Source organism: Hyphococcus lacteus (assembly GCF_041058985.1).
GTDB classification, from domain to species: domain Bacteria; phylum Pseudomonadota; class Alphaproteobacteria; order Caulobacterales; family Parvularculaceae; genus Hyphococcus; species Hyphococcus lacteus.
This window is the reverse complement of record NZ_JBEHZE010000002.1, coordinates 71,779-91,734: the sequence shown is the minus strand read 5'-3', so window position 1 is coordinate 91,734 and position 19,956 is coordinate 71,779. Positions and strand designations below refer to the sequence as shown.

19 protein-coding genes are annotated in these 19,956 nt (G+C 51.1%); 12 read left to right on the top strand and 7 right to left on the bottom strand.

Annotated features, from left to right (window positions below):
* Positions 1–74 precede the first annotated feature (74 nt).
* Both speB and uvrC read right to left on the bottom strand, forming a co-directional pair.
* Positions 75–860, bottom strand: a complete 786-nt coding sequence (gene speB / locus ABFZ84_RS13845) for an agmatinase (protein ID WP_369314674.1) — start codon at positions 858–860, stop codon at positions 75–77.
* 37 nt (positions 861–897) lie between these two features.
* On the bottom strand, positions 898–2,823 hold the full coding sequence (gene uvrC, locus ABFZ84_RS13840) for an excinuclease ABC subunit UvrC (protein ID WP_369314673.1): 1,926 nt from the start codon (positions 2,821–2,823) through the stop codon (positions 898–900).
* 168 nt (positions 2,824–2,991) lie between these two features.
* On the opposite strand from uvrC, the gene ABFZ84_RS13835 reads away from it, so the two are divergent.
* Positions 2,992–3,474 carry a DUF3592 domain-containing protein gene (locus ABFZ84_RS13835; RefSeq protein WP_369314672.1) on the top strand — a complete coding sequence of 161 codons (483 nt, stop codon included), beginning with the start codon at positions 2,992–2,994 and terminating at the stop codon, positions 3,472–3,474.
* Here the strand turns inward: ABFZ84_RS13835 and folB are convergent.
* Genes folB through ABFZ84_RS13820 form a run of 3 tightly spaced genes read right to left on the bottom strand, consistent with a single transcriptional unit; the run spans position 3,471 to position 5,624 of the window.
* Positions 3,471–3,881 carry a dihydroneopterin aldolase gene (gene folB / locus ABFZ84_RS13830; RefSeq protein ID WP_369314671.1) on the bottom strand — a complete coding sequence of 137 codons (411 nt, stop codon included), beginning with the start codon at positions 3,879–3,881 and terminating at the stop codon, positions 3,471–3,473. The two genes, ABFZ84_RS13835 and folB, sit on opposite strands and share 4 nt — an antisense overlap.
* A 3-nt stretch (positions 3,882–3,884) precedes the next feature.
* Positions 3,885–4,646: an SDR family oxidoreductase gene (locus ABFZ84_RS13825; protein ID WP_369314670.1), complete on the bottom strand. Its 762-nt coding sequence runs from the start codon at positions 4,644–4,646 to the stop codon at positions 3,885–3,887.
* 3 nt (positions 4,647–4,649) lie between these two features.
* Positions 4,650–5,624 carry a calcium/sodium antiporter gene (locus ABFZ84_RS13820; protein ID WP_369314669.1) on the bottom strand — a complete coding sequence of 325 codons (975 nt, stop codon included), beginning with the start codon at positions 5,622–5,624 and terminating at the stop codon, positions 4,650–4,652.
* 482 nt (positions 5,625–6,106) lie between these two features.
* Here ABFZ84_RS13820 and ABFZ84_RS13815 point away from each other — a divergent pair, with 482 nt between their 5' ends.
* From ABFZ84_RS13815 to mmsB, 10 genes are all read left to right on the top strand, one after another.
* On the top strand, positions 6,107–6,559 hold the full coding sequence (locus tag ABFZ84_RS13815) for a PAS domain-containing protein (protein WP_369314668.1): 453 nt from the start codon (positions 6,107–6,109) through the stop codon (positions 6,557–6,559).
* Between the two features lie 169 nt (positions 6,560–6,728).
* Positions 6,729–7,232 (top strand): hypothetical protein, encoded by a 504-nt coding sequence (locus tag ABFZ84_RS13810; RefSeq protein ID WP_369314667.1) that lies wholly within the window; start codon positions 6,729–6,731, stop codon positions 7,230–7,232.
* Between the two features lie 195 nt (positions 7,233–7,427).
* Positions 7,428–8,924, top strand: coding sequence for a CoA-acylating methylmalonate-semialdehyde dehydrogenase (locus ABFZ84_RS13805; protein WP_369314666.1), 1,497 nt, complete (start codon positions 7,428–7,430; stop codon positions 8,922–8,924).
* A gap of 2 nt (positions 8,925–8,926) precedes the next feature.
* A complete protein-coding gene (locus ABFZ84_RS13800; RefSeq protein WP_369314665.1) occupies positions 8,927–9,352 on the top strand; it encodes a GFA family protein in 426 nt (141 codons plus the stop codon).
* A 44-nt stretch (positions 9,353–9,396) separates the two neighbouring features.
* Positions 9,397–10,032: a DedA family protein gene (locus ABFZ84_RS13795; RefSeq protein WP_369314664.1), complete on the top strand. Its 636-nt coding sequence runs from the start codon at positions 9,397–9,399 to the stop codon at positions 10,030–10,032.
* A 4-nt stretch (positions 10,033–10,036) separates the two neighbouring features.
* The gene (locus ABFZ84_RS13790) at positions 10,037–11,185 is read left to right on the top strand and encodes an isobutyryl-CoA dehydrogenase (RefSeq protein ID WP_369314663.1); all 1,149 of its coding nucleotides are present in this window, start codon (positions 10,037–10,039) and stop codon (positions 11,183–11,185) included.
* An 11-nt stretch (positions 11,186–11,196) separates the two neighbouring features.
* Entirely contained in the window at positions 11,197–11,460 is a 264-nt protein-coding gene (locus ABFZ84_RS13785) for a hypothetical protein (RefSeq protein WP_369314662.1), read from the top strand.
* Positions 11,450–12,508 carry an enoyl-CoA hydratase/isomerase family protein gene (locus ABFZ84_RS13780; protein WP_369314661.1) on the top strand — a complete coding sequence of 353 codons (1,059 nt, stop codon included), beginning with the start codon at positions 11,450–11,452 and terminating at the stop codon, positions 12,506–12,508. The genes ABFZ84_RS13785 and ABFZ84_RS13780 overlap by 11 nt, the downstream gene beginning before the upstream one ends.
* A 20-nt stretch (positions 12,509–12,528) precedes the next feature.
* Positions 12,529–12,945 carry an EVE domain-containing protein gene (locus ABFZ84_RS13775; RefSeq protein WP_369314660.1) on the top strand — a complete coding sequence of 139 codons (417 nt, stop codon included), beginning with the start codon at positions 12,529–12,531 and terminating at the stop codon, positions 12,943–12,945.
* A 20-nt stretch (positions 12,946–12,965) separates the two neighbouring features.
* Positions 12,966–13,856 carry a 3-hydroxyisobutyrate dehydrogenase gene (mmsB, locus tag ABFZ84_RS13770; RefSeq protein WP_369314659.1) on the top strand — a complete coding sequence of 297 codons (891 nt, stop codon included), beginning with the start codon at positions 12,966–12,968 and terminating at the stop codon, positions 13,854–13,856.
* On the opposite strand, the gene ABFZ84_RS13765 is transcribed toward mmsB, so the two are convergent.
* Positions 13,853–14,248: a PilZ domain-containing protein gene (locus ABFZ84_RS13765; RefSeq protein ID WP_369314658.1), complete on the bottom strand. Its 396-nt coding sequence runs from the start codon at positions 14,246–14,248 to the stop codon at positions 13,853–13,855. The two genes, mmsB and ABFZ84_RS13765, sit on opposite strands and share 4 nt — an antisense overlap.
* 250 nt (positions 14,249–14,498) lie before the next feature.
* Here ABFZ84_RS13765 and ABFZ84_RS13760 point away from each other — a divergent pair, with 250 nt between their 5' ends.
* Entirely contained in the window at positions 14,499–16,250 is a 1,752-nt protein-coding gene (locus ABFZ84_RS13760) for an ABCB family ABC transporter ATP-binding protein/permease (RefSeq protein WP_369314657.1), read from the top strand.
* 1 nt (position 16,251) lies between these two features.
* Here ABFZ84_RS13760 and ABFZ84_RS13755 read toward each other — a convergent pair whose 3' ends face one another.
* Positions 16,252–19,758 carry a response regulator gene (locus ABFZ84_RS13755; protein WP_369314656.1) on the bottom strand — a complete coding sequence of 1,169 codons (3,507 nt, stop codon included), beginning with the start codon at positions 19,756–19,758 and terminating at the stop codon, positions 16,252–16,254.
* Positions 19,759–19,956 lie beyond the last annotated feature (198 nt).

Below are 19,956 nucleotides of genomic sequence, written 5' to 3'. Positions count from 1 at the left end.
AGCGCTTTGCCACACAACCTTTAAAGCTTAGGACTAAGGCAAATATGCGGCAGGGGCAGGATGGTTTCGCGGCGCTATGCCATATATCCAGCGAGTTCCTTGACTAAGCGTGCCGCCAAATGGGCCGTGATCATGCCTTGGTCCCGCTCTGGGTTTAGCTCGACCACGTCCGCGCCAATGGGGGCCGTAGGCAGTTTTTTCAAAATCCCTATGACTTCGCGGCTCGACAGTCCGCCGGGTTCCGGATGGGATACGCCGGGGGCAAAGGCAGGGTCGATCCCGTCTAGATCAATACTCACATAGAGTGGACCGGTTAAGCGGTGATATGGGATTTCGTCAATCGCATCAGATTCTAGCATGACGACACCATGATCTTCACCGAATGCTTTTGCATCGGGTGAGATGCTGCGCAAACCGACCTGAACGAGCGTGTCGATACAATTATGTTCAATAGCCCGCGCAAACGGACAAGCATGAGAGTATGGGTCACCCTCAAACGTGTCATAAAGGTCCGTATGGGCGTCAATATGAAGAATGTTCAACGGACCATGGGTTTCGCTAAGTGTTTTTAAAATTGGAAATGTAACCGAATGATCACCGCCCAGGCTAAGTGGCTTTTTGCCGGCGGTTGTTACCGCGCGAATACGGTCGCTTATCGCTGCTCTGGCTTCAGCGCCGCTTTTGGGCAAGTCAGCAAAATCGAATCCGGTGATTGCATCATTGGCATTGATACCGGAAAGCGAATAGGGGCTCGAAGCATCACTGAAAAGGAGTGTACGAATGATCGCTGGTCCATGTGAAGGTCCGCGCGCATATGACGAACTTGAATCCCACGGAAGTCCGATTAGTTGAACGCTCATAGGTACTCCTCAAAGCTCTGCATATATTATCATGGCGCTATTCACCGTGAAAGTAATCATAAATGCGCTGGGCGAGGGATGCCGAAACACCGTCAACCGCTTCTAGGTCATGGGGCTTTGCGCGTGCAATTTCTTTTGCTGAACCAAAATGATTTAGCAGTGCCCGTTTACGCTTAGCACCAATACCCGGAATACTATCAAGCGGATTTGCACCGAATGCTTTTTTGCGAGCGGCGCGGTGGGCACCAATCGCAAAACGGTGGGATTCATCACGAAGCCGTTGCAACACGAAAAGTCCGGGATCGCGCGGCGGCAACATAAATGGCGACCGCCCCGGCATGACGATTTGCTCACCGGTAGCACCCATGGTGCGATCAATACGCTTCTGGCCGGTGTCGGTTTCGCGGCGTCCCTTTGCAACGCCGATGATGGTGATGTTTTCGGCCTCATGGTCAAAACCAATTTCGCGCAGGGCATCAAGGACCACACTCAACTGTCCTTTTCCGCCATCAATGATGATCAAATCCGGACGCTCAGCATCTTTATCTTTGATTAGACGTTCAAACCGCCGGGTCAGGACATCGCGCATCATGGCATAGTCGTCACCGGGCGGTAACCTGCCCGGCTTGAAAGTAAACTTACGGTACTGATTTTTGATAAAACCTTCGGGTCCGGCAACAATCATTGCACCAACGGCATTACTGCCTTGAATATGTGAATTGTCGAAAACTTCGATGCGTTGTGGCGGTGCTTTCATACCGAGAATGCTGGCGAGCTGTTGCATGCTTTTTTCTTGGCTCGCCGTTTCGGCCATACGGCGCGATAACGCTTCGCGCGCATTCATCAATGCGGCTTTCACAAGGTCATGTTTCTCGCCGCGTTGTGGCGCGTGAATTGAGACCTTTCGATCGGCACGCATGGTCAGCGCATCAGACAAAAGGTCGGCCTGAGGCGGCATATGCGAGACGAGAATTGAATTTGGCGGTTCGCGTTTGTCATAGAATTGCGCAATGAACGCATCGAGAATGACATCCGGTGTTTCTTCTTTATCGTGCTTTGGGAAGAATGCATGATTGCCCCAGTTTTGGCCAGCGCGAAAGAAAAACACTTGCACACATGACTGTCCGCCCTCTGAGTGAATGGCAAACACATCAGCTTCGGAAACCCCACCAGGATTTACCGCCTGAGTACCTTGAACATAGGAAAGCGCGCGAATACGGTCGCGATAACTCGCGGCCAACTCAAAATCGAGATCGGCGGCAGCCTCTTCCATTTTTTCTGAAAATTCGCGTTGAATTTGTGCACTTTCGCCGGATAGAAATGTATTGGCTTCTTCGACGAGTTTTCCGTAGTCATTCTCGCTGATCAATTCGACGCAAGGGGCGGAGCATCGTTTGATTTGGTGAAGCAAGCATGGGCGTGAGCGGGCTTCATATACGCTGTTGGTACAGGTTCTTAGCAAAAAGGCCTTTTGTAAAACATCAAGTGTGCGATTAACCGCCGTCGCCGATGCAAACGGACCATAATAAGTGCCGTCGCGTTTGCGCGCCCCTCGATGTTTAGTGATCTGCGGTGCGGGATGATCAGTCAAAAGAATATACGGGAAGGATTTGTCGTCGCGCAGAATAACGTTGTAACGGGGTTTTAACTGCTTGATGAGATTGGCTTCAAGCAAAAGCGCTTCGGTTTCGGTTGCGGTGATGATGAATTCCATCGACCGGGTTTCGGCAATCATCCGCTGAATGCGGTTTGAGTGACCATAATCTCGGGAATAGGACGTTACCCGGTTTTTTAGGTTCTTGGCCTTGCCCACATAAAGTACATTGCCGGTTTCACCGAACATTCGATAAACACCCGGTTTTGTCGGTAAATTCCGGACATAATCAGCAATCAACGCTGCGCCGATCTGTGGCGGCGTTTCGGCTGTTTCACTATCGTTTATGGGCGGCGTTTCAGAGGGCATAACTAACTGGTTAACTGGGTATTCACGATGTGGGGTATAACATATCTGCGCTGGTTCAGCATCGGCGCGACGAATGTCCCTACATCTGGCTTTCTAAACCACGTGATAGGGCGTTTCGCGTCTTTTCCTGACCGCAATGGAGCTAATAGCGCGGAGGCGTGACGTCAAATGCCTGAGGAGATTAAGTCCAAATCAGACGTTTCAATCGTGTTGTTCCTTTTTATGGCGTTCGCGGTTGTTGGTCTGGTCGGTGGCGCATTCGTCGTTCACGATTATGCACGGGCACGCGCCAGTGTTTCTTGGCCTACGGTCGAAGGAATTGTTCTGAGTCAAATAGACGATGAACATGCGCCGATTCGCTATGTCTATTCTTTTGACGGGATGAGCTATGAGTCGACCCGTGAGCGTTGGCTTATGACGAGAATGCCTAAGGGTGGGGCGGTTGATTATAAACCGGGCGACGTGGTTGTTGTTTATGTTCACCCCCAAGAACATTCTTATTCAGTGCTATATGCGGGCGGCGCAAGTTATCTGTTCGTTATCTTGTCGGTCATCAGCGCACTTTCGATGTTCTTTGGTATTGGCGGAATTCTGTGGGCGCTGACAAATGCAGATGATGAATATTTTCATCCCGCAGGTGATCCTGCTTAATCGAGCTTTTTTCGTATAATCTCAACGCCAGCGGCCTCGGCTTCTGTGATGGCTTGCGGTTTTATAATCCGTACCATGACAGAAATAACCATAGGGTGCGATAAGGCAAGGTCAGCAATGCGCTCGGCCAGCGTTTCGACAAGCTTAAAATGTCCTTCCGCGATGATGGCCTTTATACCTTGGGTCATGCGGTCGTAACAGACAACGTCTTCCAAGCTGTCACTAACGGGATTTGCGGGCTCAATAACGTCTGTTTCAAAATCAATTCTGATCGGCTGGGTGATGCCTTGTTCGCTTTCATAGGCACCAATATGTGCGTCCAATACCAATCCACGGACAAACACTTTGCGTTGCGGTGCATTCGCCGTTCTGGGTAAAGGGGCGATGTCTTTTTGCCGTTCCGCCATGTCTTATTCCTTTACCAGAACGTCGGCTGTTTGCCACGCTAAGTGTTGTCCACCATCAACAGCAATCAATTGGCCGGTCACTGCTTTTGCCGAAATCAGATACATCAGCGCGTCACAAATATCATCGGGCGCTGCGCCATGTCCGAGGATTGTGCTCGCATTTTGGCGGTGCCAATCGTCGTCCGACTGGCGTGCGTTTTTGAGTGTTGGCCCTGGGCCGATAGCGTTTACTCGGATACCGTTGGGACCGAGTGCTTGGGCGAGGGTAATCGTCAATTCGTTGAGCGCAACTTTCGAGGTCGTGTAAGAAAGAAACTGCGGCGTCAATTTAAGAACCCGTTGATCGGTAATGTTGACGATCAGGTTGTTTGCATTTGAGGACACTTGCGCGGCGAAGTCTTGGCTTAGTTTTAGGGGCGCGCGCAGATTGGTTTCTATGTGCTTGTCCCAACTTTCGCGGGTCATGCTATAGATATCATCATCCTCAAAGAGCGATGCAGAGTTCACCAACAGGGTGACGGGCCCCAACGCCTGATTGACGTTTCCAAACAATGCGGCGGTCTCAGCTTCATTTGATAAATCGGCTTGAATGGCCGCAGCTTTTTGCCCTTTAGCGGTGATCAAATTGACGACTTCATCCGCATCCATTTTTGAGTGGTGATAATGGACAGCAACATCAAAACCGGCTTCGGCAAGTCGCAATGCCATAGCGCGGCCAAGGCGCTTGCCGGCCCCCGTGACTAGCGCCGTTTGTGGCGTGCTCATCAATTAGACTCCGCTCGCATTGAGCGCGAGATAGGCGATGAAGCCGATATAAGAAGAAAAGAATATTGCACCCCATAAGCGGCCAATGTCGCGCCGCGTTAGGACAAATGCGGCAAGAGCAATCGCGGAGACCGCCATGAACGGTATGTCGAGCATTTTTGATGCGTCGCTAAAGATTGCTGTGCCAGCAAGTCCGGCTGCGCCGCCGACAGCAAGAATGTTAAAGATGTTTGAGCCGATTACGCCGCCAATCGCGACATCAGATTTTTTGTGGAGCGCTGCGGCGATGACCGTCGCAAGCTCAGGCAGCGAGGTTCCGAAGGCGACAATGGTGAGGCCGATCAACTCGTCGCGGACCCCAAGGTCCGCAGCAAGGTCGGCACCATGCGTGACCAAAAGATGCGCCCCAAGCGGCAGCCCGACCAGTCCGGTGATCAAAAATGCGATGGTCTTAAAGCTCAATCCACCTTCTTTGTACTCTTCGACTTCATCTAAAATAGGGTCTTCGGATTTGCCGCTGCTGGCGCGAATCCAAAGGTAGGAGACGTAAATAATAATGCCGCCAAATAGACCGGCACCGATTGTTGTGTTGATCGCGCCCGGTCCATAGGCAATCGCCAACAACGCCACAGTTGCAAGCAGCATAAAAATCGCATGTCTACGCAGGCCGATGACGTGGGTGGTGATCGGATAAATGAGCGCCGGCAAACCCAGCACCAACATCACATTAGCAATGTTAGAGCCGATAATATTGCCTAAGGCGATGCCGTCATTGCCGGTTAGGACCGCTTGAACGGACACGAATAATTCTGGTGCGGAGGTGCCGAAGGCAACGATTGTCAGGCTGACGAGCAATGCAGGAATTTTGAGAGCAGTTGCAAGACCGACAGCGCCCCGAACCAACAGATCACCCGCCACAAGCAGGATCACGAGGCCTAGGACAACGAGCGCGATTTGATTAGCGATCTCTGGGATCATGAAACGCCTTTGCGGTTGCTCAGGTATTATGGCGGCGAGTGAAGTATGCCGAGCGATTCGGCATTCTATTTCAAGGCTTTCCCATAAGCTGCGATAGGTGCGGCATATGGGAAGTCTTTTTCGCGCTTAAAGGCCACCATGCGAGCGGTGGCGCTACGCCGCAGTCTAGTCGATTGAGCCTTTTTCAAGCACATTCAACAAGGCGAACACTGCTAGGAAAACCACAATTGCGATTACTGCCATCCAACCTGGACCCATTAGAAAACCCCTTCTTTGTACTATTGGGCGCTTCTTATAAGCGTGCTCGAACCGAGCGTCACCCCCATTTCGTTACCCTTTAGCGGCCCTGATGGGGCGGAATATAGTGGCAAAACGTATCAAATTTTGGACAAAGTGACGCCCCGCGCGACACATCTCGTTTATTGGCCTGTGGGTAGGGTCATTTTGCGCTCAGTGATGGAGCGACCAAACGGGCGGGCTATATGAAGTTTGAAGTTAAAGATGCACCGGTGCGCGTCACGGAACGGCGCCTAACCGAGCGCGTGCGCAATCAGTGGATGCGGCTGGCCGGTGACCGGCTCCCGTCCTTGAGAGAGGTTGAGGCGCTTAATTTTGGCCCCGACCGCGATTATTGTTTCGCAGTCGATATGCGGCTTTCCGATATTTTGCCGTACTTCATATTTATGGGCGAGGAATTGGCCCGCTATTCCAGCCTTTATCCCATGGGCGATGCTCGGCGCGAAAAAACGCTTCTCGACACGGCAATGGTCAAAATGGATGAAGCAACATTGAGCCGGGCACCCGTTGAGTTTAGCGAGATTAAGCGACTTGATGATGGCCGCCGCGTCGCGTTCCGCAGTATACTTCTACCCTTGTCTGAGAATGGTACTGATGTGAGCCATATTTTTGGCGCGGCGAGGGGCAAGGGCGTTTAACCTTTTGTGGGCAGCGTTCGCAGTGCGCTTTGCTAACCTTGCGAGCTTGGTTATTGTAAGCGCTAAATTTTATGCAAATTCTTTGCCCTAAAAAAATCATCAGCTTACAAATCTGTCCTAAGGTTCATGCTGTTCATGCCTTTATGGCCGACCATTCGACGGAAGAAAAATGCTAAGCGATATCGCAGACCTTTTTGGAAATGAACTTGTCTTACCTTCGGCTGATCGTCGCTTAACACGGCGACTGGTCGATATATGGGCACGATCTGCACGCGGACAATTTCCGAGTTGGGATGCGATGCAGAAAATGGATATCGGCGATGATCTGGACTGGATGTTCGTTGTCGAATTAGAGCGAAGCATTGGGTTTCCCTATTTCGTTTATATGGGTGACCGCCTAGCGCGGCTTTCGGATGTTTACCTGCGCGGTGAAGGCGATTGGACGATGACTGTGCTCGATAAGGCCACAGTCGATATTAACGCGGCCGTTGCGTCAGAGGCACCTCATTTCAGAGATGACGAACTGACCTTGTGTGATGGCCGGAAGTTATTATTTCGCGTTGTCACCGCGCCCCTTGCTGATGACGGAAGCAACATCACCCATGTGGTAGGCGCGGCGAGTGGTCGCGTTGCGAGTGGTGCCGGGCAGCCAAGATTGCAGCTTGTGGACTAGCATCCTCGGCTGGCGCAGCATTCTTCTAAATCTGAAGTAAAATTAGTGTAATCAGCGTTTGTCGCTGGCCATTTCTTCGTATTTTCCCTCACTTGCGAGCAGGCTTCGCTACGACTAGGTTTGCGCCAATAATCAACACGCGCACATGATTCCCGGTGGGTATCAGTCCTGTGCAATTGGCAAGGAAACCTTAGTATGTCAGCGCCCTACGGTCATTTCATCAACGGCGAACATGTGGCAGGCGAGAGTGGCCGCTTACATGATGTGTTTAATCCTACGACGGGCGAGATACAGGCTAAGGTCGCGTTGGCGACCCGTGCGGAAATGAATAAAGCCGTGGACGCAGCAGAAAAAGCTTTTCCCGCTTGGTCCGCGATGAACCCACAGCGCCGGGCGCGAGTGATGTTCAAATTCAAAGAACTGATCGAAAAGGATATGGATAACCTTGCCAAGCTGCTTTCGGCGGAGCACGGCAAAATTCTGCCGGACTCTCGCGGTGATGTTCAACGCGGTTTGGAAGTGATTGAGTTTGCGTGCGGTATCCCGCATTTGCAAAAGGGCGAATATACAGAATCTGCTGGACCGGATATTGACGTATATTCCATGCGCCAACCATTAGGCGTGGTCGCAGGCATCACACCATTCAATTTCCCTGCGATGATCCCGATGTGGATGTTTGGCGTCGCTATTGCTTGCGGAAACACATTTGTGTGTAAGCCGTCGGAAAAAGATCCCTCAGTCCCCTTACGTCTGGCGGAACTGATGATGGAAGCAGGCGCACCAGCTGGCGTTCTAAACGTGGTCAATGGAGATAAAGACGCCGTAGACGCCATCATCGAGGAGCCGCGTATCAAAGCAATCAGCTTTGTCGGTTCATCTGATATTGCACAATATATTTATGCGGGCGGTGCGGCGCGCGGCAAACGTGTTCAGGCGTTCGGCGGTGCCAAGAACCACATGGTGATCTTGCCTGATGCCGACATGGAAAATGTGGTCAACCAGATCCTTGGTTCGGCCTATGGCTCGGCGGGCGAACGTTGTATGGCAACGCCAGTTGCGGTCCCTGTTGGCGAAGAAACCGCAGATCGGTTAGTCGCGATGTTGAAACCGCGCGTTGAAAGCTTGCGGATCGGGCCATCAATGTCGGAAGATTCAGACCTGGGGCCGCTGGTTTCAGCTGCGCACCGTGACCGTGTCGCGAGCTATATTCAAATGGCGGTGGACGAGGGGCAAGAACTCGTTGTTGATGGCCGTGGTTTCTCGCTTCAAGGTTATGAAGACGGTTTTTTCATGGGCGGTACTTTGCTCGATCACGCAAAGCCCAATCACAAATCCTATCAGGATGAAATTTTCGGCCCGGTTTTACAAATTGTGCGCGCGAAAAACTTTGAGGAAGCAACAGCGCTTCCATCCGATCATCAATACGGCAACGGCGTCGCGATCTTTACGCGATCCGGCGCGGCGGCGCGGGATTTTGCGGCTAAGGTCAATGTGGGCATGGTTGGTGTTAACGTGCCGATCCCCGTGCCGGTTTCGTATCACTCTTTTGGTGGTTGGAAGCGTTCTGGTTTTGGCGACACCAATCAATATGGTACTGAGGGCGTAAAGTTTTGGACGAAAGTCAAAACCATTACCCAACGCTGGCCAGATGATATTCAGGGTTCTGAATTTGTCATTCCGACAATGGGCTAGTTATGGCCGCACTCCGAAATTCAACGGATACCCGCACAGGCCGATGTATGTGCGGGCAAGTGGCATTTGAGTTCACGAAAGACAAAGATGGTATAGCCGCATGTCATTGTGGCCAATGCCGAAAGTGGAGTGGTCATTATTGGGCGTCAGTGAATGCACCTTTTGCATCTCTGAAGTTCAATGCTGGCGAGGATCAACTGGGTTGGTTTCGCGCATCTGACTATGCCCGCCGCGGATTTTGCAAAAGCTGTGGCTCTGCGTTGTTCTGGCACGGCGATAAGCTGGACGAATACAAAGATCGTATTGCTATCGCTGCAGGGTCGATTGACGATACCAGCGGAATTTCCCTATCGGAGCATATTTTCGTTGCGGACAAGGGCGATTACTACGACATCCAAGATGGCCTCCCGCAAAGCGTAACAGATTAAGGGGACGGGGTTTGCTCGGTTTAGAGAGTTTAGACATTTCGGTGATGAGCAGCTGGGTGTTGTTTGCGATTATCTTTTTTTCGCCCTTCATTCAGGAAGATGGCGCGGTAATTTTTGCGGCGACGGCCTCTCTGGCTGGCGTAGCGCCTACCGCAATGATCATCGCCGTAATTCTCGCCGGTTTGGTCGGTTCAGATGCTTGGAAATATTGGATGGGCCGTTTGGCACGCCGGTATGATTGGGCACATCGCTTTGCGGAAAAGCCCGGAGTGTCGATTGCGGGTGATTTGATCCGTAAAGAATTCTATCAGACCATGTTGACTGCGCGGTTTGTTCCCGGAACCCGCATCCCGACCTATATTGCTGCGGGCTTCTTTAAGGCCTATTATCCGAAATACATTCTGACACTGACCTTTACGGCGGCGGTTTATGTCGCGATTTTGTTCGGCTTGTTTCATTCTGTGGGGATGATCGCTGGCGAGAAAGCCAAAATTTGGTTGCCGATTATCGCTGTTGTTGTGCTCGCGCTTTATATTTTGGTGCGCTGGTTAAATCACGTCAACAAACATCAAGGGCCAATGACGCCCATGACCGACGAGTTTGACCACCCGATGCCAGGTATGCCCGGATTTGAAGGGACACCGTTGGTCGAGCGGTCTTCAAAAAAAGAAGAGGAGTAAGCCGATGGACTTCGCACTAAGCGATGAACAGGCCGCCATTCAGGAAATGGCTCAGCGTTTTGCAGCTGACGAGCTGGCTCCGAATGCGGCAAAATGGGACGAAGAGAAACACTTCCCCGTAGATGTCATTAAGAAATCGGCTGAGCTTGGCCTGGCGGGCATTTATACGCGTGACGATGTTGGTGGCTCTGGCCTTGGCCGGCTTGATGCCGCGTTGATCTTTGAGGCGTTATCTGCGGGCTGTACTGCGACGGCGGCCTATATCTCTATCCATAACATGTGTTCGTGGATGATTGATCGCTTCGCGTCAGAAGATCTGCGACAAAAATATTGCCCGAAACTCACCTCTATGGAAATGGTCGCGAGCTATTGCTTGACCGAACCGGGGTCGGGTTCTGACGCGGCGGCACTTAAAACCAAAGCCGTACGTGATGGCGATGAATATGTGCTCAACGGTTCGAAAGCATTTATTTCTGGTGCGGGCGTATCTGATCTCTATGTGGTGATGGTGCGTACCGGTGGCGAAGGTCCTAAGGGCATTTCAACTGTACTCGTCGAGAAAGGAACGCCGGGGCTTTCATTCGGCGCGAATGAAAAGAAAATGGGTTGGAATGCTCAGCCCACCGCTATTGTCACTTTTGAGGACTGCCGCATTCCGGTGAGCAACCGCGTCGGTGAAGAGGGCGAGGGCTTCAAATTCGCCATGATGGGGCTAGACGGCGGGCGTTTGAATATCGCTGCGTGTTCATTAGGAACTGCCGGAGCGGCATTAAAAGCTGCGCTCGATTATGCGAATGAACGCAATGCTTTTGGCAAGCCGCTCAACCAGCAACAGGCGCTTCAGTTTAAACTTGCGGATATGGCGACCGAGTTGGAAGCCGCGCGGGTCATGCTGTATCAGGCCGCATGGAAGCTTGACCAAAAGACACCAGACGCAACACGGCATTGCGCGATGGCAAAACGTTTCGTGACGGATATTGGTTTTAATCTCGTGAACGACGCGCTTCAGATTCATGGTGGGTACGGATATTTAAAAGATTATCCGCTCGAACGGATGTTGCGCGATGTGCGTGTCCATCAAATCCTCGAAGGCGCGAACGAAATTATGCGCGTGATCGTCGCGCGGGATCTCCTCAAGGAGTATCAAGCCTAGAAAGGAAGACCATGCGTATTTTAATCGCCATTCTTATCTTTCTCGCTGGCTGCGGTTCGGTCGCCTATTCTTATATCGCTGCGTTTGTTCAAATCGCTATGGATCTTGAAACAACGCAAAGCGTTGGCGCAGCGACGTCGATTATGATGGAAACGCTCCAGCGGATTGCCTCGGGCGACATTCCGCAATCGACTGGGTTTCTTTATTTCGGTGCGCTATTGATCGCCTTTTCTTTTGTCTATCTGATCGGAAAGAAGAAAACCAATGACGGATAAAATCGAGTTCACACAAATTGGCGATTGGGGTGTTATTACACTTCAAAATGAAAAGGCGCTCAATGCCCTTGATTGGGATATGGCAAAAGCCATGCGCGCGCAGCTCATGAAATGGGCGAGCGATAAATCGATCAAGGCGATATTGGTACGTGGCGCGGGCGACCGCGCATTTTGCGCCGGCGGCGATATTCGCTGGCTACATGAAACTGCAAAAAATGATCCGGCCCACGCGTCAGAATTTTTCCGCGAAGAGTACCGCAATAATTCGCTGATATACCATTACCCCAAACCCTATGTCGCGCTTATTGATGGAATTAATATGGGTGGCGGCGTCGGAATATCCGTGCACGGCGATTTTCGCGTGGCGGGCGATGCGACGTTATTTGCCATGCCTGAAACTGGCATTGGTTTGTTCCCTGATGTGGGCGGTGGGCACTTCATGCCGCGCTTGCATGATGGTGTCGGCCTTTATTATGCGTTGACTGGCGCGCGCGCAAAGGCTGCTGATTGTATGGCCGCCGGCATCGCGACCCATTATACCTCCGATGATCAATATGCGGACCTAGAGAAGGCGTTGATGGCCGCGAAACTTGGTGATCATGCCCATGCCGATATAGAGGCTATTCTTGATCGTTTCGCCGGTGATCCCGGACACGCGCCGATCAATGATCTTCGCGCCGATATCAAACGGCTTTTCAGTGACCATGATACCCTCGATGGGCTTATGAAAGCGCTGAGCGACGACAATAGCGCGTTTGCCGCCGACACATTGAAAACGCTGTCGCGTATGTCACCTACATCCATGCGGATTACTTTTGAACAGATGAAACGCGGCGGTGCGTTTGATTTTGATGAAGTGATGAAAATGGAGTTCCGCGTTGTTCGCCGGATTATGGAAGGCAACGATTTTTTCGAGGGCGTGCGCGCGCAGATCCTTGATAAAGATCGTAACCCGAAATGGGACCCTGAATCGCTCGATGCGATCACCGACGAAGATATCGCCTATTATTTCAACGAACTTGGCGACGCGGAATTGATATTGCCGTAACGGAAAACGGAGAGCGGGTGATGGCTTACTGGCTTATAAAAACTGAACCGGATGACTGGAGCTGGGACGAGCAGATCGCCAAAGGCAAAAAAGGTGAGCCGTGGACCGGTGTTCGCAACGCACAAGCGCGTAATTTTATCCGTGAAATGAAAAAAGGTGACTTCGCATTTTTCTATCACACTGGTGGTGAAAAGCGGGTGGTGGGTGTCGTCAAGATTACCAAGGAAGCTTATCAAGACCCTACAACCGATGACGAGCGCTGGCTGGTGGTCGATGTGGTCGCGGTTGAAGACGTACCAAACCCTGTGAAACTCGCAGATATAAAAGCCGAAGAAAAACTCTCCGGTATGGTTCTTGTACGGAATTCTCGGCTGTCAGTTCAACCGGTGACTGATGCTGAATGGAAATTTGTCCGAAAAATGGGCGGCTTAAAATAATTGGGCTAGAGGAAACAGCAATGACAAAAATTGGATTTATTGGTCTAGGGAATATGGGCGGGCCGATGGCGGCCAATTTGGCAAAGGCTGGGTTCGATGTAACGGCAACCGACCTTTCTATCGCGGCGCTTGATCGAGCGGTTGAGGCGGGTTGTGCCCGGGGCGAAAGCGTCGCCGATGTGGTCAAAGACGCTGATGTTGTTGTCTCTATGTTGCCGGCGGGCGCGCATGTCCGTTCGGTTTATCTTGATAATTATGGCGTGCTTGCGAATGCAAAAAAAGGCGCGCTTTTGATTGATTCGTCAACGATTGATGTCGATAACGCACGCGCAGTCATTAGCGCTGCGACCGATAAAGGTTTTGTCATGGTCGATGCGCCGGTCTCCGGTGGTGTGGCGGCTGCAACGGCGGGTACGCTGACCTTTATGGTCGGCGGCGAGGGCGATGGGTTTGAGCGCGCTAAACCTGTCCTTGAGAAAATGGGCAAAAACATTTTCCATGCGGGCGAGGCTGGCAACGGTCAGGTCGCGAAGATCTGCAATAATATGCTTTTGGGTATTTCGATGATCGCAACATGCGAGGCTTTTAATCTCGCGGAAAAACTTGGGCTTGATGCCCAGACATTTTTCGACATTTCGTCTACGGCTTCGGGTCAGTCATGGTCGATGACGAGCTACTGCCCTGCGCCGGGGCCTGTGCCGAATGCACCGTCGAACAAAGACTATCAGCCGGGATTTGCTGCTGCGATGATGTTAAAGGATATGCGCCTAGCACAAGAGGCAGCGCACCAAGCCAAAGCTTCGACGCCATTGGGCGCACAGTCAGAAGCGCTTTATGCGCTGATGGAAGCGGCGGGTAAAGGCGATCTTGATTTTTCCGGTGTGATGAAGCTGATCAAAGGGTCGCTTTAGCCTTCGTCCCCGGTTGGCTCTGTTGCGCTCTCCTGATCGGGCGTCATGTCTTTTATGAACTGAAGGCCCACTTCGGTTTCGTTCTGCCATACGACACGGGCTTTTTTCGTCACACCCGTTTGTTGAAACCGTAAAACCACTATTGGTGGTAGGGGATGATCACCCTCCACATGAAGATATGCGCCGCTTGGGCTGACATTTCGGATTACACAACGAATATGGTGGGTGCGCGAAAGGAATAGTTTTCCGGGCCTGAATACCGGTTCGCGTGGTTCTCGTTGTGGCGGGCCCCGGCGCTTTGGGGGCGGAATACGGACATCAGATATCGTCGGCGCAGCGCTTGAAATCGCTGCAAGCCGATTCGCTATCCGGTTCTTGTCTTTCTTCGCCATCAAAATGCCTAACGCATACGCGGCATAAAGGGTTCATGCACACGCAATGGTAGCTTGTTCAACCCCCATTATTATTAACGGGCTCCTTTAGATTTGATTAGCGTACCCTGATTGTGGGACATAATTCCGACGCTGGGGCTGGTATTTGGTTCATTTTGACCCCATTTAGCCGCTCATGCCGCCAGAAAATGAACAAGAGTTTAATAGTGAGCCCGCGCCTTTCGGTAGGTCGATAACGCGTATGTTCCGAATGTTGCTGCATCCGGAACTTAAAAAATGGCGATTTCGAATTGGTCTCGCATTTGTCGTTACGGTGTTGGCCAAGGGTTTGTCCGTCATAGCGCCGGTGTTTATGGGGGAAGGCGTCAACAAACTCATCGATGGCGACGGCGCGGCGGCGGGCACATCATTCGTGATGTTCTTTGTTTTATTTGCTGCCGCACGATTTGCGTCAAATGCCCTGCCGGCGGTGCGCGACGGGTTTTTCTCGGCTGTCACCCAAGACGCATCACGGGTCGCCGCTGTTGAGGCATTTCGACATGCACAAAATCTCGACCTTCAGTTCCATGTGACGCGGCGATCAGGTGCGCTGAACCGCGTGATCGAACGTGGCGCGGGTGCGCTTGAATATTTGTTTCGGTTTTTGGCGTTCAATATAGGTCCGACGCTGGTTGAGCTTGCTTTCGCGGCGGTCGTATTGGCCGTTCTTTATGGGCTACAGTTCTCAATGGCGGCGATCATCACCGTTGGCGTTTATGCGCTCTATACGATCCTCATTACGGAATGGCGAAATAAACAACGGCGGGTAATGAACCATGCCGATACTCATCTGCGCGGTATCGCGCTAGACACACTCTCAAATTTTGAAACGGTCAAAGCCTTTGCCGCAGAAAACCGCGAAGCAGGGCGTTATGATGACGCGACCAAGGAATATAACCGCCATTACGTAAAGGTGATGCAATCGCTTTCTGTACTGAATGCAGGACAGGAATTTATCATGACGGGTGGTCTAATGGCTGTTGCGATCATGGCCGGATACGGTGCGATCAATGGCGATATGAAAGCCGGTGATGTCACTGCGATTATCCTTATGCTTGGAAATATTTATCGCCCGCTCAATATTTTGGGCTGGGCGTGGCGTGAAATCAAACAGGGCACCATCGATATTGAGAAGCTTTTCGGGCTGATGGATCGAAAGCCAAACATCATTGATGCTCCCGATGCAGTTCCATTTCATGCCAAGGGCGGGGCGATTGCGTTTGAGCATGTCAGCTTTGCTCATGAGGGGCGAGAGAGTGGCATTGACGACATAAGTTTTACAGCACCGGTCGGTGCAATGATCGGTGTTGTCGGTCCGTCGGGTGCGGGAAAATCGACAATCCTCAAGTTACTATTCCGGTTCTATGATCCTGCCTCGGGTAAGGTCTCCATTGATGGCCAAGACATTGCCAACGTCACGCAAGAATCATTGCGTGCTAATCTTGGCCTCGTCCCACAAGAGGTTGTGCTCTTTAATGACACTCTGCGCTTTAATCTTGGCTATGCGCGGCTCGACGCAACAGATGAAGAGATCATGGAAGCAGCGCGACGGGCACAACTCGGCAATTTTATTGATAGTCTTCCGCTCGGTCTCGATACGCCAGTGGGTGAGCGCGGTCTGAAACTGTCGGGCGGAGAGAAACAACGTGTTGGAGTTGCGCGGGCAATTTTGCTTAATCCGCCAATTCTTATTCTTGATGAAGCAACATCATCACTCGATTCAACGACCGAACTTGAAGTTCAAACGGCCCTCAAAGAGGCCGCACGTGGACGAACCACGGTTGCGGTTGCGCACCGACTATCGACGATTGCGGGGGCTGATATCATTATCGTTCTCGACAAAGGAAAAATTGTCGAGCGCGGTACCCATAGTGAATTGTTGGAAAAGAGCGGGGTTTATGCATCGCTTTGGCAGCGACAGATTGGCGAAAATGCTGCGCATCCAGATTTAGTTGATGCGTAACCTAGGCTGATTGAGACGCTTGGTTTTTGCCGATCGTCCATTTCATGACAACGTCGCGTAAAGCTTCGCGCTTTACTGGCTTGGGTAGATAGTCATTCATACCTGCATCAAGACAGTGTTGACGGTCTTCGCGCAATGCGTGGGCAGTGACGCCAATGATGGGTACATGCTGGCCATTGGCGGTCTGGATTTTCAGTATTTCGCCCGTGGCTTCTGTGCCGTCCATTTCAGGCATCGACATGTCCATAAGCACAAGATCGGGTGCGCTTTGGCTAAACTTTTCAACGACAATCTGCCCATTTGAGGCCAGTGCCACATCGCATTTCAATTCTTCGAGCATGGCTTTGATGACCATCTGGTTTACGATGTTGTCTTCCGCTACCAAAACCTTTAACGGCGAACCATCATCGGTAAACGGACATTTTTTCTCGTGGTTCTCGACGAGCGATGCAGTTTTTGATCTTAGATTCGCAACGGCACCGTCATTTACAGCCGTGAGAAGAGAATCTAACAACATTGATGCTCGCGCTGGTTTTACGAGATAGGCGGAGAATAAATCACCAGCCAGTCCTGTCGGATCACCTTTACGGCCCGCAGAGGTGAGAAGAATAAGGGGTGTCGTTGCGATGGCTTCTTCTTTTTTGATCATTCGCGCGAGTTCAACGCCGTCCGCACCCGGCATTTGAAAGTCGAGAATGGCAAGCGAATAGGGCGTTTTGTTCAGGCTTGCGGCACGCAATTTGGGAATGGCTTCATCAGCATTTTCCGCGAGATCGCACGCAAGGCCCCAGGAAGCCAGTTGTTCTTTTAGAATGGTCCGATTAAGCGCATTGTCATCAACAACAAGCGCGCGCATTTTTTCGAACGAATACGTATTGTCGGGTTTGGTAAAGACGGAATTTTCATCAATCGCAAGCGGCAGACGAATACTGAAAACGGAACCTTTGCCCAGTGTGCTATCGGCGGTTATGTTGCCGCCCATGGCTTCGATCATGCGTTTGCTAATCGCAAGGCCGAGCCCGGCACCGTTATGTTTTCGCGCCGAGGAGCCATCGACCTGTTCAAATTCCTCGAAGATTGCGTTCAGCTTGTCTTGGGGAATACCGCAGCCTGTGTCGGAAACTGAAAGGGTAAGATCACATATCTCGCCGCGTTTGTTGCCGCTAACTTCGACAACGATATGGCCAGCATCCGTAAACTTCACCGCATTGCCCAAGAGGTTAGTGACAACCTGTCGAATGCGGCCAGGATCACCTATGTAAGTGCCGTCAATATCTGGGTGAAACCGAACCATTAGCTCAAGGTTCTTCTCTTCAACCGGTAACGACAGTAATGTGGCAACATCTTCGACGCATTCGCGCAGATCAAAAGGCTCTCGCACAAGCCGTAGCTTTCCAGCCTCGAGCCGTGAGAAATCAAGAATATCATTGATGATCTTGAGAAGCGCGTCACCCGAACTAACAATCACTTTTGCCATGTCAGTTTGTTTCGGATCAAGCTGTGATTTTAAAAGCAGCGATGCCATACCGATCACCCCATTCATTGGGGTGCGAATTTCATGACTCATATTAGCCAAAAACTCTGATTTTGCTCGATTAGCGGATTCTGCGGCGTCTTTTGAAGCACTCAGTTCTTCAGAAAGCGCCCGAAGTTCGTCTTCGCGTTGTTGCGCCTCAGTAATATCGCGATAGGTAACAACGAACCCACCTTCGGGTCGCCGTCGTGTGGTTTCTTCGATGATAATTCCGTTCCCCTGCCTGCGGGTTGCGCGGAACTCATCGCCGTGATCTAGCGCCTCGTAACAACTTTCGAAATACTGATCGACGGTTTCATATTCATATAAAGACTGGCTAATACCGACATTGAGAAGGTCACGGACATTCGTTCCTTTGGCCCAATGTGACGAGGGCATACCCGCGAGTTGCCAAGCCTTTTCATTGCGCTCGATGATTTTGAAATCATCGTTGAGTACAACAAGGCCCTGGGCCATCGATTCTAAAATTTCACGCAATAGAACAGATTTTTGTTTTATATCAGCAGTCCGTTGTCGGATTGTATCTTCGAGATGGGCGTTAATTTCTTCAAGCTTTGCAACGGCTTCTTGCGCGGCCTCTCGTGCCTCCATCCGTTCGGTCACATTTCGTGCGACGCCGCGATAGCCAGTAAAGGAACCATTTTCGTCGAAAATTGGAACGCCACTACGTTCTAACCAATATGGCTTTTCGCCGGGAATCTCGACCTTTGAAATCGTTCTGCTAAAGGGCTGCCTATTTAGCAACGCGTCTTCAAATGCATTCCAACTCTCGGTGAATTTATGCCGGTTGGGGTTAGCAATATAGGTCCCAAGAATTCCATCGTGGCTAAGGCCGATTAGCTGATCAGCGCGTTTTGAAATGAATGTATAGTTCAGGGCGGCGTCGCATTCCCATGTCCAGTCGCCAGCGCTTTCAGAGAAGTCTCGGTAGCGCTGTTCACTTTCGCGCAGAAGTCGTTCTGCTTCGACTTGACGCGTCACATTTTTTGACCATCCGATATAGCCGGTGAATTCACCAGCACGGTTAAATTGTGGTAGCGCATTCGCCGATACAGTTATTATGTCACCCGTGCGGGTTTTTACGTCGTATAGAAAGTCCGTCAGAGGCAGCCTATTATCGAAGATATGTGAAATTGCTTCGTCTGCGTTGCGTGCCGAATTTTCGCCGGCATTTCCAATAAAAAGCGCAGGTTTGTTCATGACGTATTCTATAGGAATACCGGTGAGGGTTTCAAAGTTGGGCGAGAGGTAAACGAGTTTTCGCTCGTGATTCATCTCCCACGCCCAATCCGAAGCCGAAGCGATGAAATCGCGGAAACGCCTTTTTGCACGTTCGGCGCTATCCTGACTGCGTTGTTGGTGAAGTGATAATTCACGCAGCGCATTGCCGCTTCGAGTGTTATAGTAATGCACAACGATGGTCGCGGTGATCATTGTGACCGCAATTGTCGTCAAAGTACCGTCGTTGGAAAGAAGTAAACGAGCCGCCAGCGGAACAACGCACAATATCATCGGGATGCTTGACTTTTCCCGCAGCGATGCAATCGCCATTGCGGTTCCAACACCCACAATGAGCGCCAATATCGCCAGGAGAATGAAATCTTTTTCGGTGGCAAACGGTGCAAGGTACAAAGTGCTGACAATGTTCTGTATACAAATACAGTATATTATTGGGAAGATCGAGTTCAGTGAACGTCGTTTTTGGGTTGGTGTTTTTTTATCGATATCTAGGAAGGCCCAATGCGGGAGCCCAATCATTGCGATCGCTAGAAGTGTGCCGAGGCTAGCAAGGACAAAAACAGGAGCAGCATCGAAGAACCGGAGATAGACGAGTGCGGAACATATAGAGACGCCGATCAATTCGCGTGGGAATTGCTGTTTTAGCTCGCGCAACTGGCGGTCAATAACGACATCTGGCGCATGCGGATCTGCAGCGCTCAGCGCGTGTCCAACGTGCCGCAAAAACCTCTTCATCGGTAAGTTTGCTCCAAAAACAGACGAGGAGCATCGGAAATGTTAGTTAATAGGCGGTGTAATTGCCTGTAACTTAGGCATACAAGACAGGCCAAAATAGTAGATTATTGGCGTGTATATGAAAAAAACCGGTAAGGTTAGTTAACACTTCACTAGTATATTGCCAGTGTCTTTGTTTAGAACGACGTCGAGAGAGAT

Excerpts from the sequence above, each read along its gene's own strand:
- speB (WP_369314674.1), bottom strand. The coding sequence starts at position 860 with ATGAGCGTTCAACTAATCGGACTTCCGTGGGATTCAAGTTCGTCATAT.
- uvrC (WP_369314673.1), bottom strand. The coding sequence starts at position 2,823 with ATGCCCTCTGAAACGCCGCCCATAAACGATAGTGAAACAGCCGAAACG.
- ABFZ84_RS13835 (WP_369314672.1), top strand. The coding sequence starts at position 2,992 with ATGCCTGAGGAGATTAAGTCCAAATCAGACGTTTCAATCGTGTTGTTC.
- folB (WP_369314671.1), bottom strand. The coding sequence starts at position 3,881 with ATGGCGGAACGGCAAAAAGACATCGCCCCTTTACCCAGAACGGCGAAT.
- ABFZ84_RS13825 (WP_369314670.1), bottom strand. The coding sequence starts at position 4,646 with ATGAGCACGCCACAAACGGCGCTAGTCACGGGGGCCGGCAAGCGCCTT.
- ABFZ84_RS13820 (WP_369314669.1), bottom strand. The coding sequence starts at position 5,624 with ATGATCCCAGAGATCGCTAATCAAATCGCGCTCGTTGTCCTAGGCCTC.
- ABFZ84_RS13815 (WP_369314668.1), top strand. The coding sequence starts at position 6,107 with ATGAAGTTTGAAGTTAAAGATGCACCGGTGCGCGTCACGGAACGGCGC.
- ABFZ84_RS13810 (WP_369314667.1), top strand. The coding sequence starts at position 6,729 with ATGCTAAGCGATATCGCAGACCTTTTTGGAAATGAACTTGTCTTACCT.
- ABFZ84_RS13805 (WP_369314666.1), top strand. The coding sequence starts at position 7,428 with ATGTCAGCGCCCTACGGTCATTTCATCAACGGCGAACATGTGGCAGGC.
- ABFZ84_RS13800 (WP_369314665.1), top strand. The coding sequence starts at position 8,927 with ATGGCCGCACTCCGAAATTCAACGGATACCCGCACAGGCCGATGTATG.
- ABFZ84_RS13795 (WP_369314664.1), top strand. The coding sequence starts at position 9,397 with ATGAGCAGCTGGGTGTTGTTTGCGATTATCTTTTTTTCGCCCTTCATT.
- ABFZ84_RS13790 (WP_369314663.1), top strand. The coding sequence starts at position 10,037 with ATGGACTTCGCACTAAGCGATGAACAGGCCGCCATTCAGGAAATGGCT.
- ABFZ84_RS13785 (WP_369314662.1), top strand. The coding sequence starts at position 11,197 with ATGCGTATTTTAATCGCCATTCTTATCTTTCTCGCTGGCTGCGGTTCG.
- ABFZ84_RS13780 (WP_369314661.1), top strand. The coding sequence starts at position 11,450 with ATGACGGATAAAATCGAGTTCACACAAATTGGCGATTGGGGTGTTATT.
- ABFZ84_RS13775 (WP_369314660.1), top strand. The coding sequence starts at position 12,529 with ATGGCTTACTGGCTTATAAAAACTGAACCGGATGACTGGAGCTGGGAC.
- mmsB (WP_369314659.1), top strand. The coding sequence starts at position 12,966 with ATGACAAAAATTGGATTTATTGGTCTAGGGAATATGGGCGGGCCGATG.
- ABFZ84_RS13765 (WP_369314658.1), bottom strand. The coding sequence starts at position 14,248 with ATGGCGAAGAAAGACAAGAACCGGATAGCGAATCGGCTTGCAGCGATT.
- ABFZ84_RS13760 (WP_369314657.1), top strand. The coding sequence starts at position 14,499 with ATGTTGCTGCATCCGGAACTTAAAAAATGGCGATTTCGAATTGGTCTC.
- ABFZ84_RS13755 (WP_369314656.1), bottom strand. The coding sequence starts at position 19,758 with ATGAAGAGGTTTTTGCGGCACGTTGGACACGCGCTGAGCGCTGCAGAT.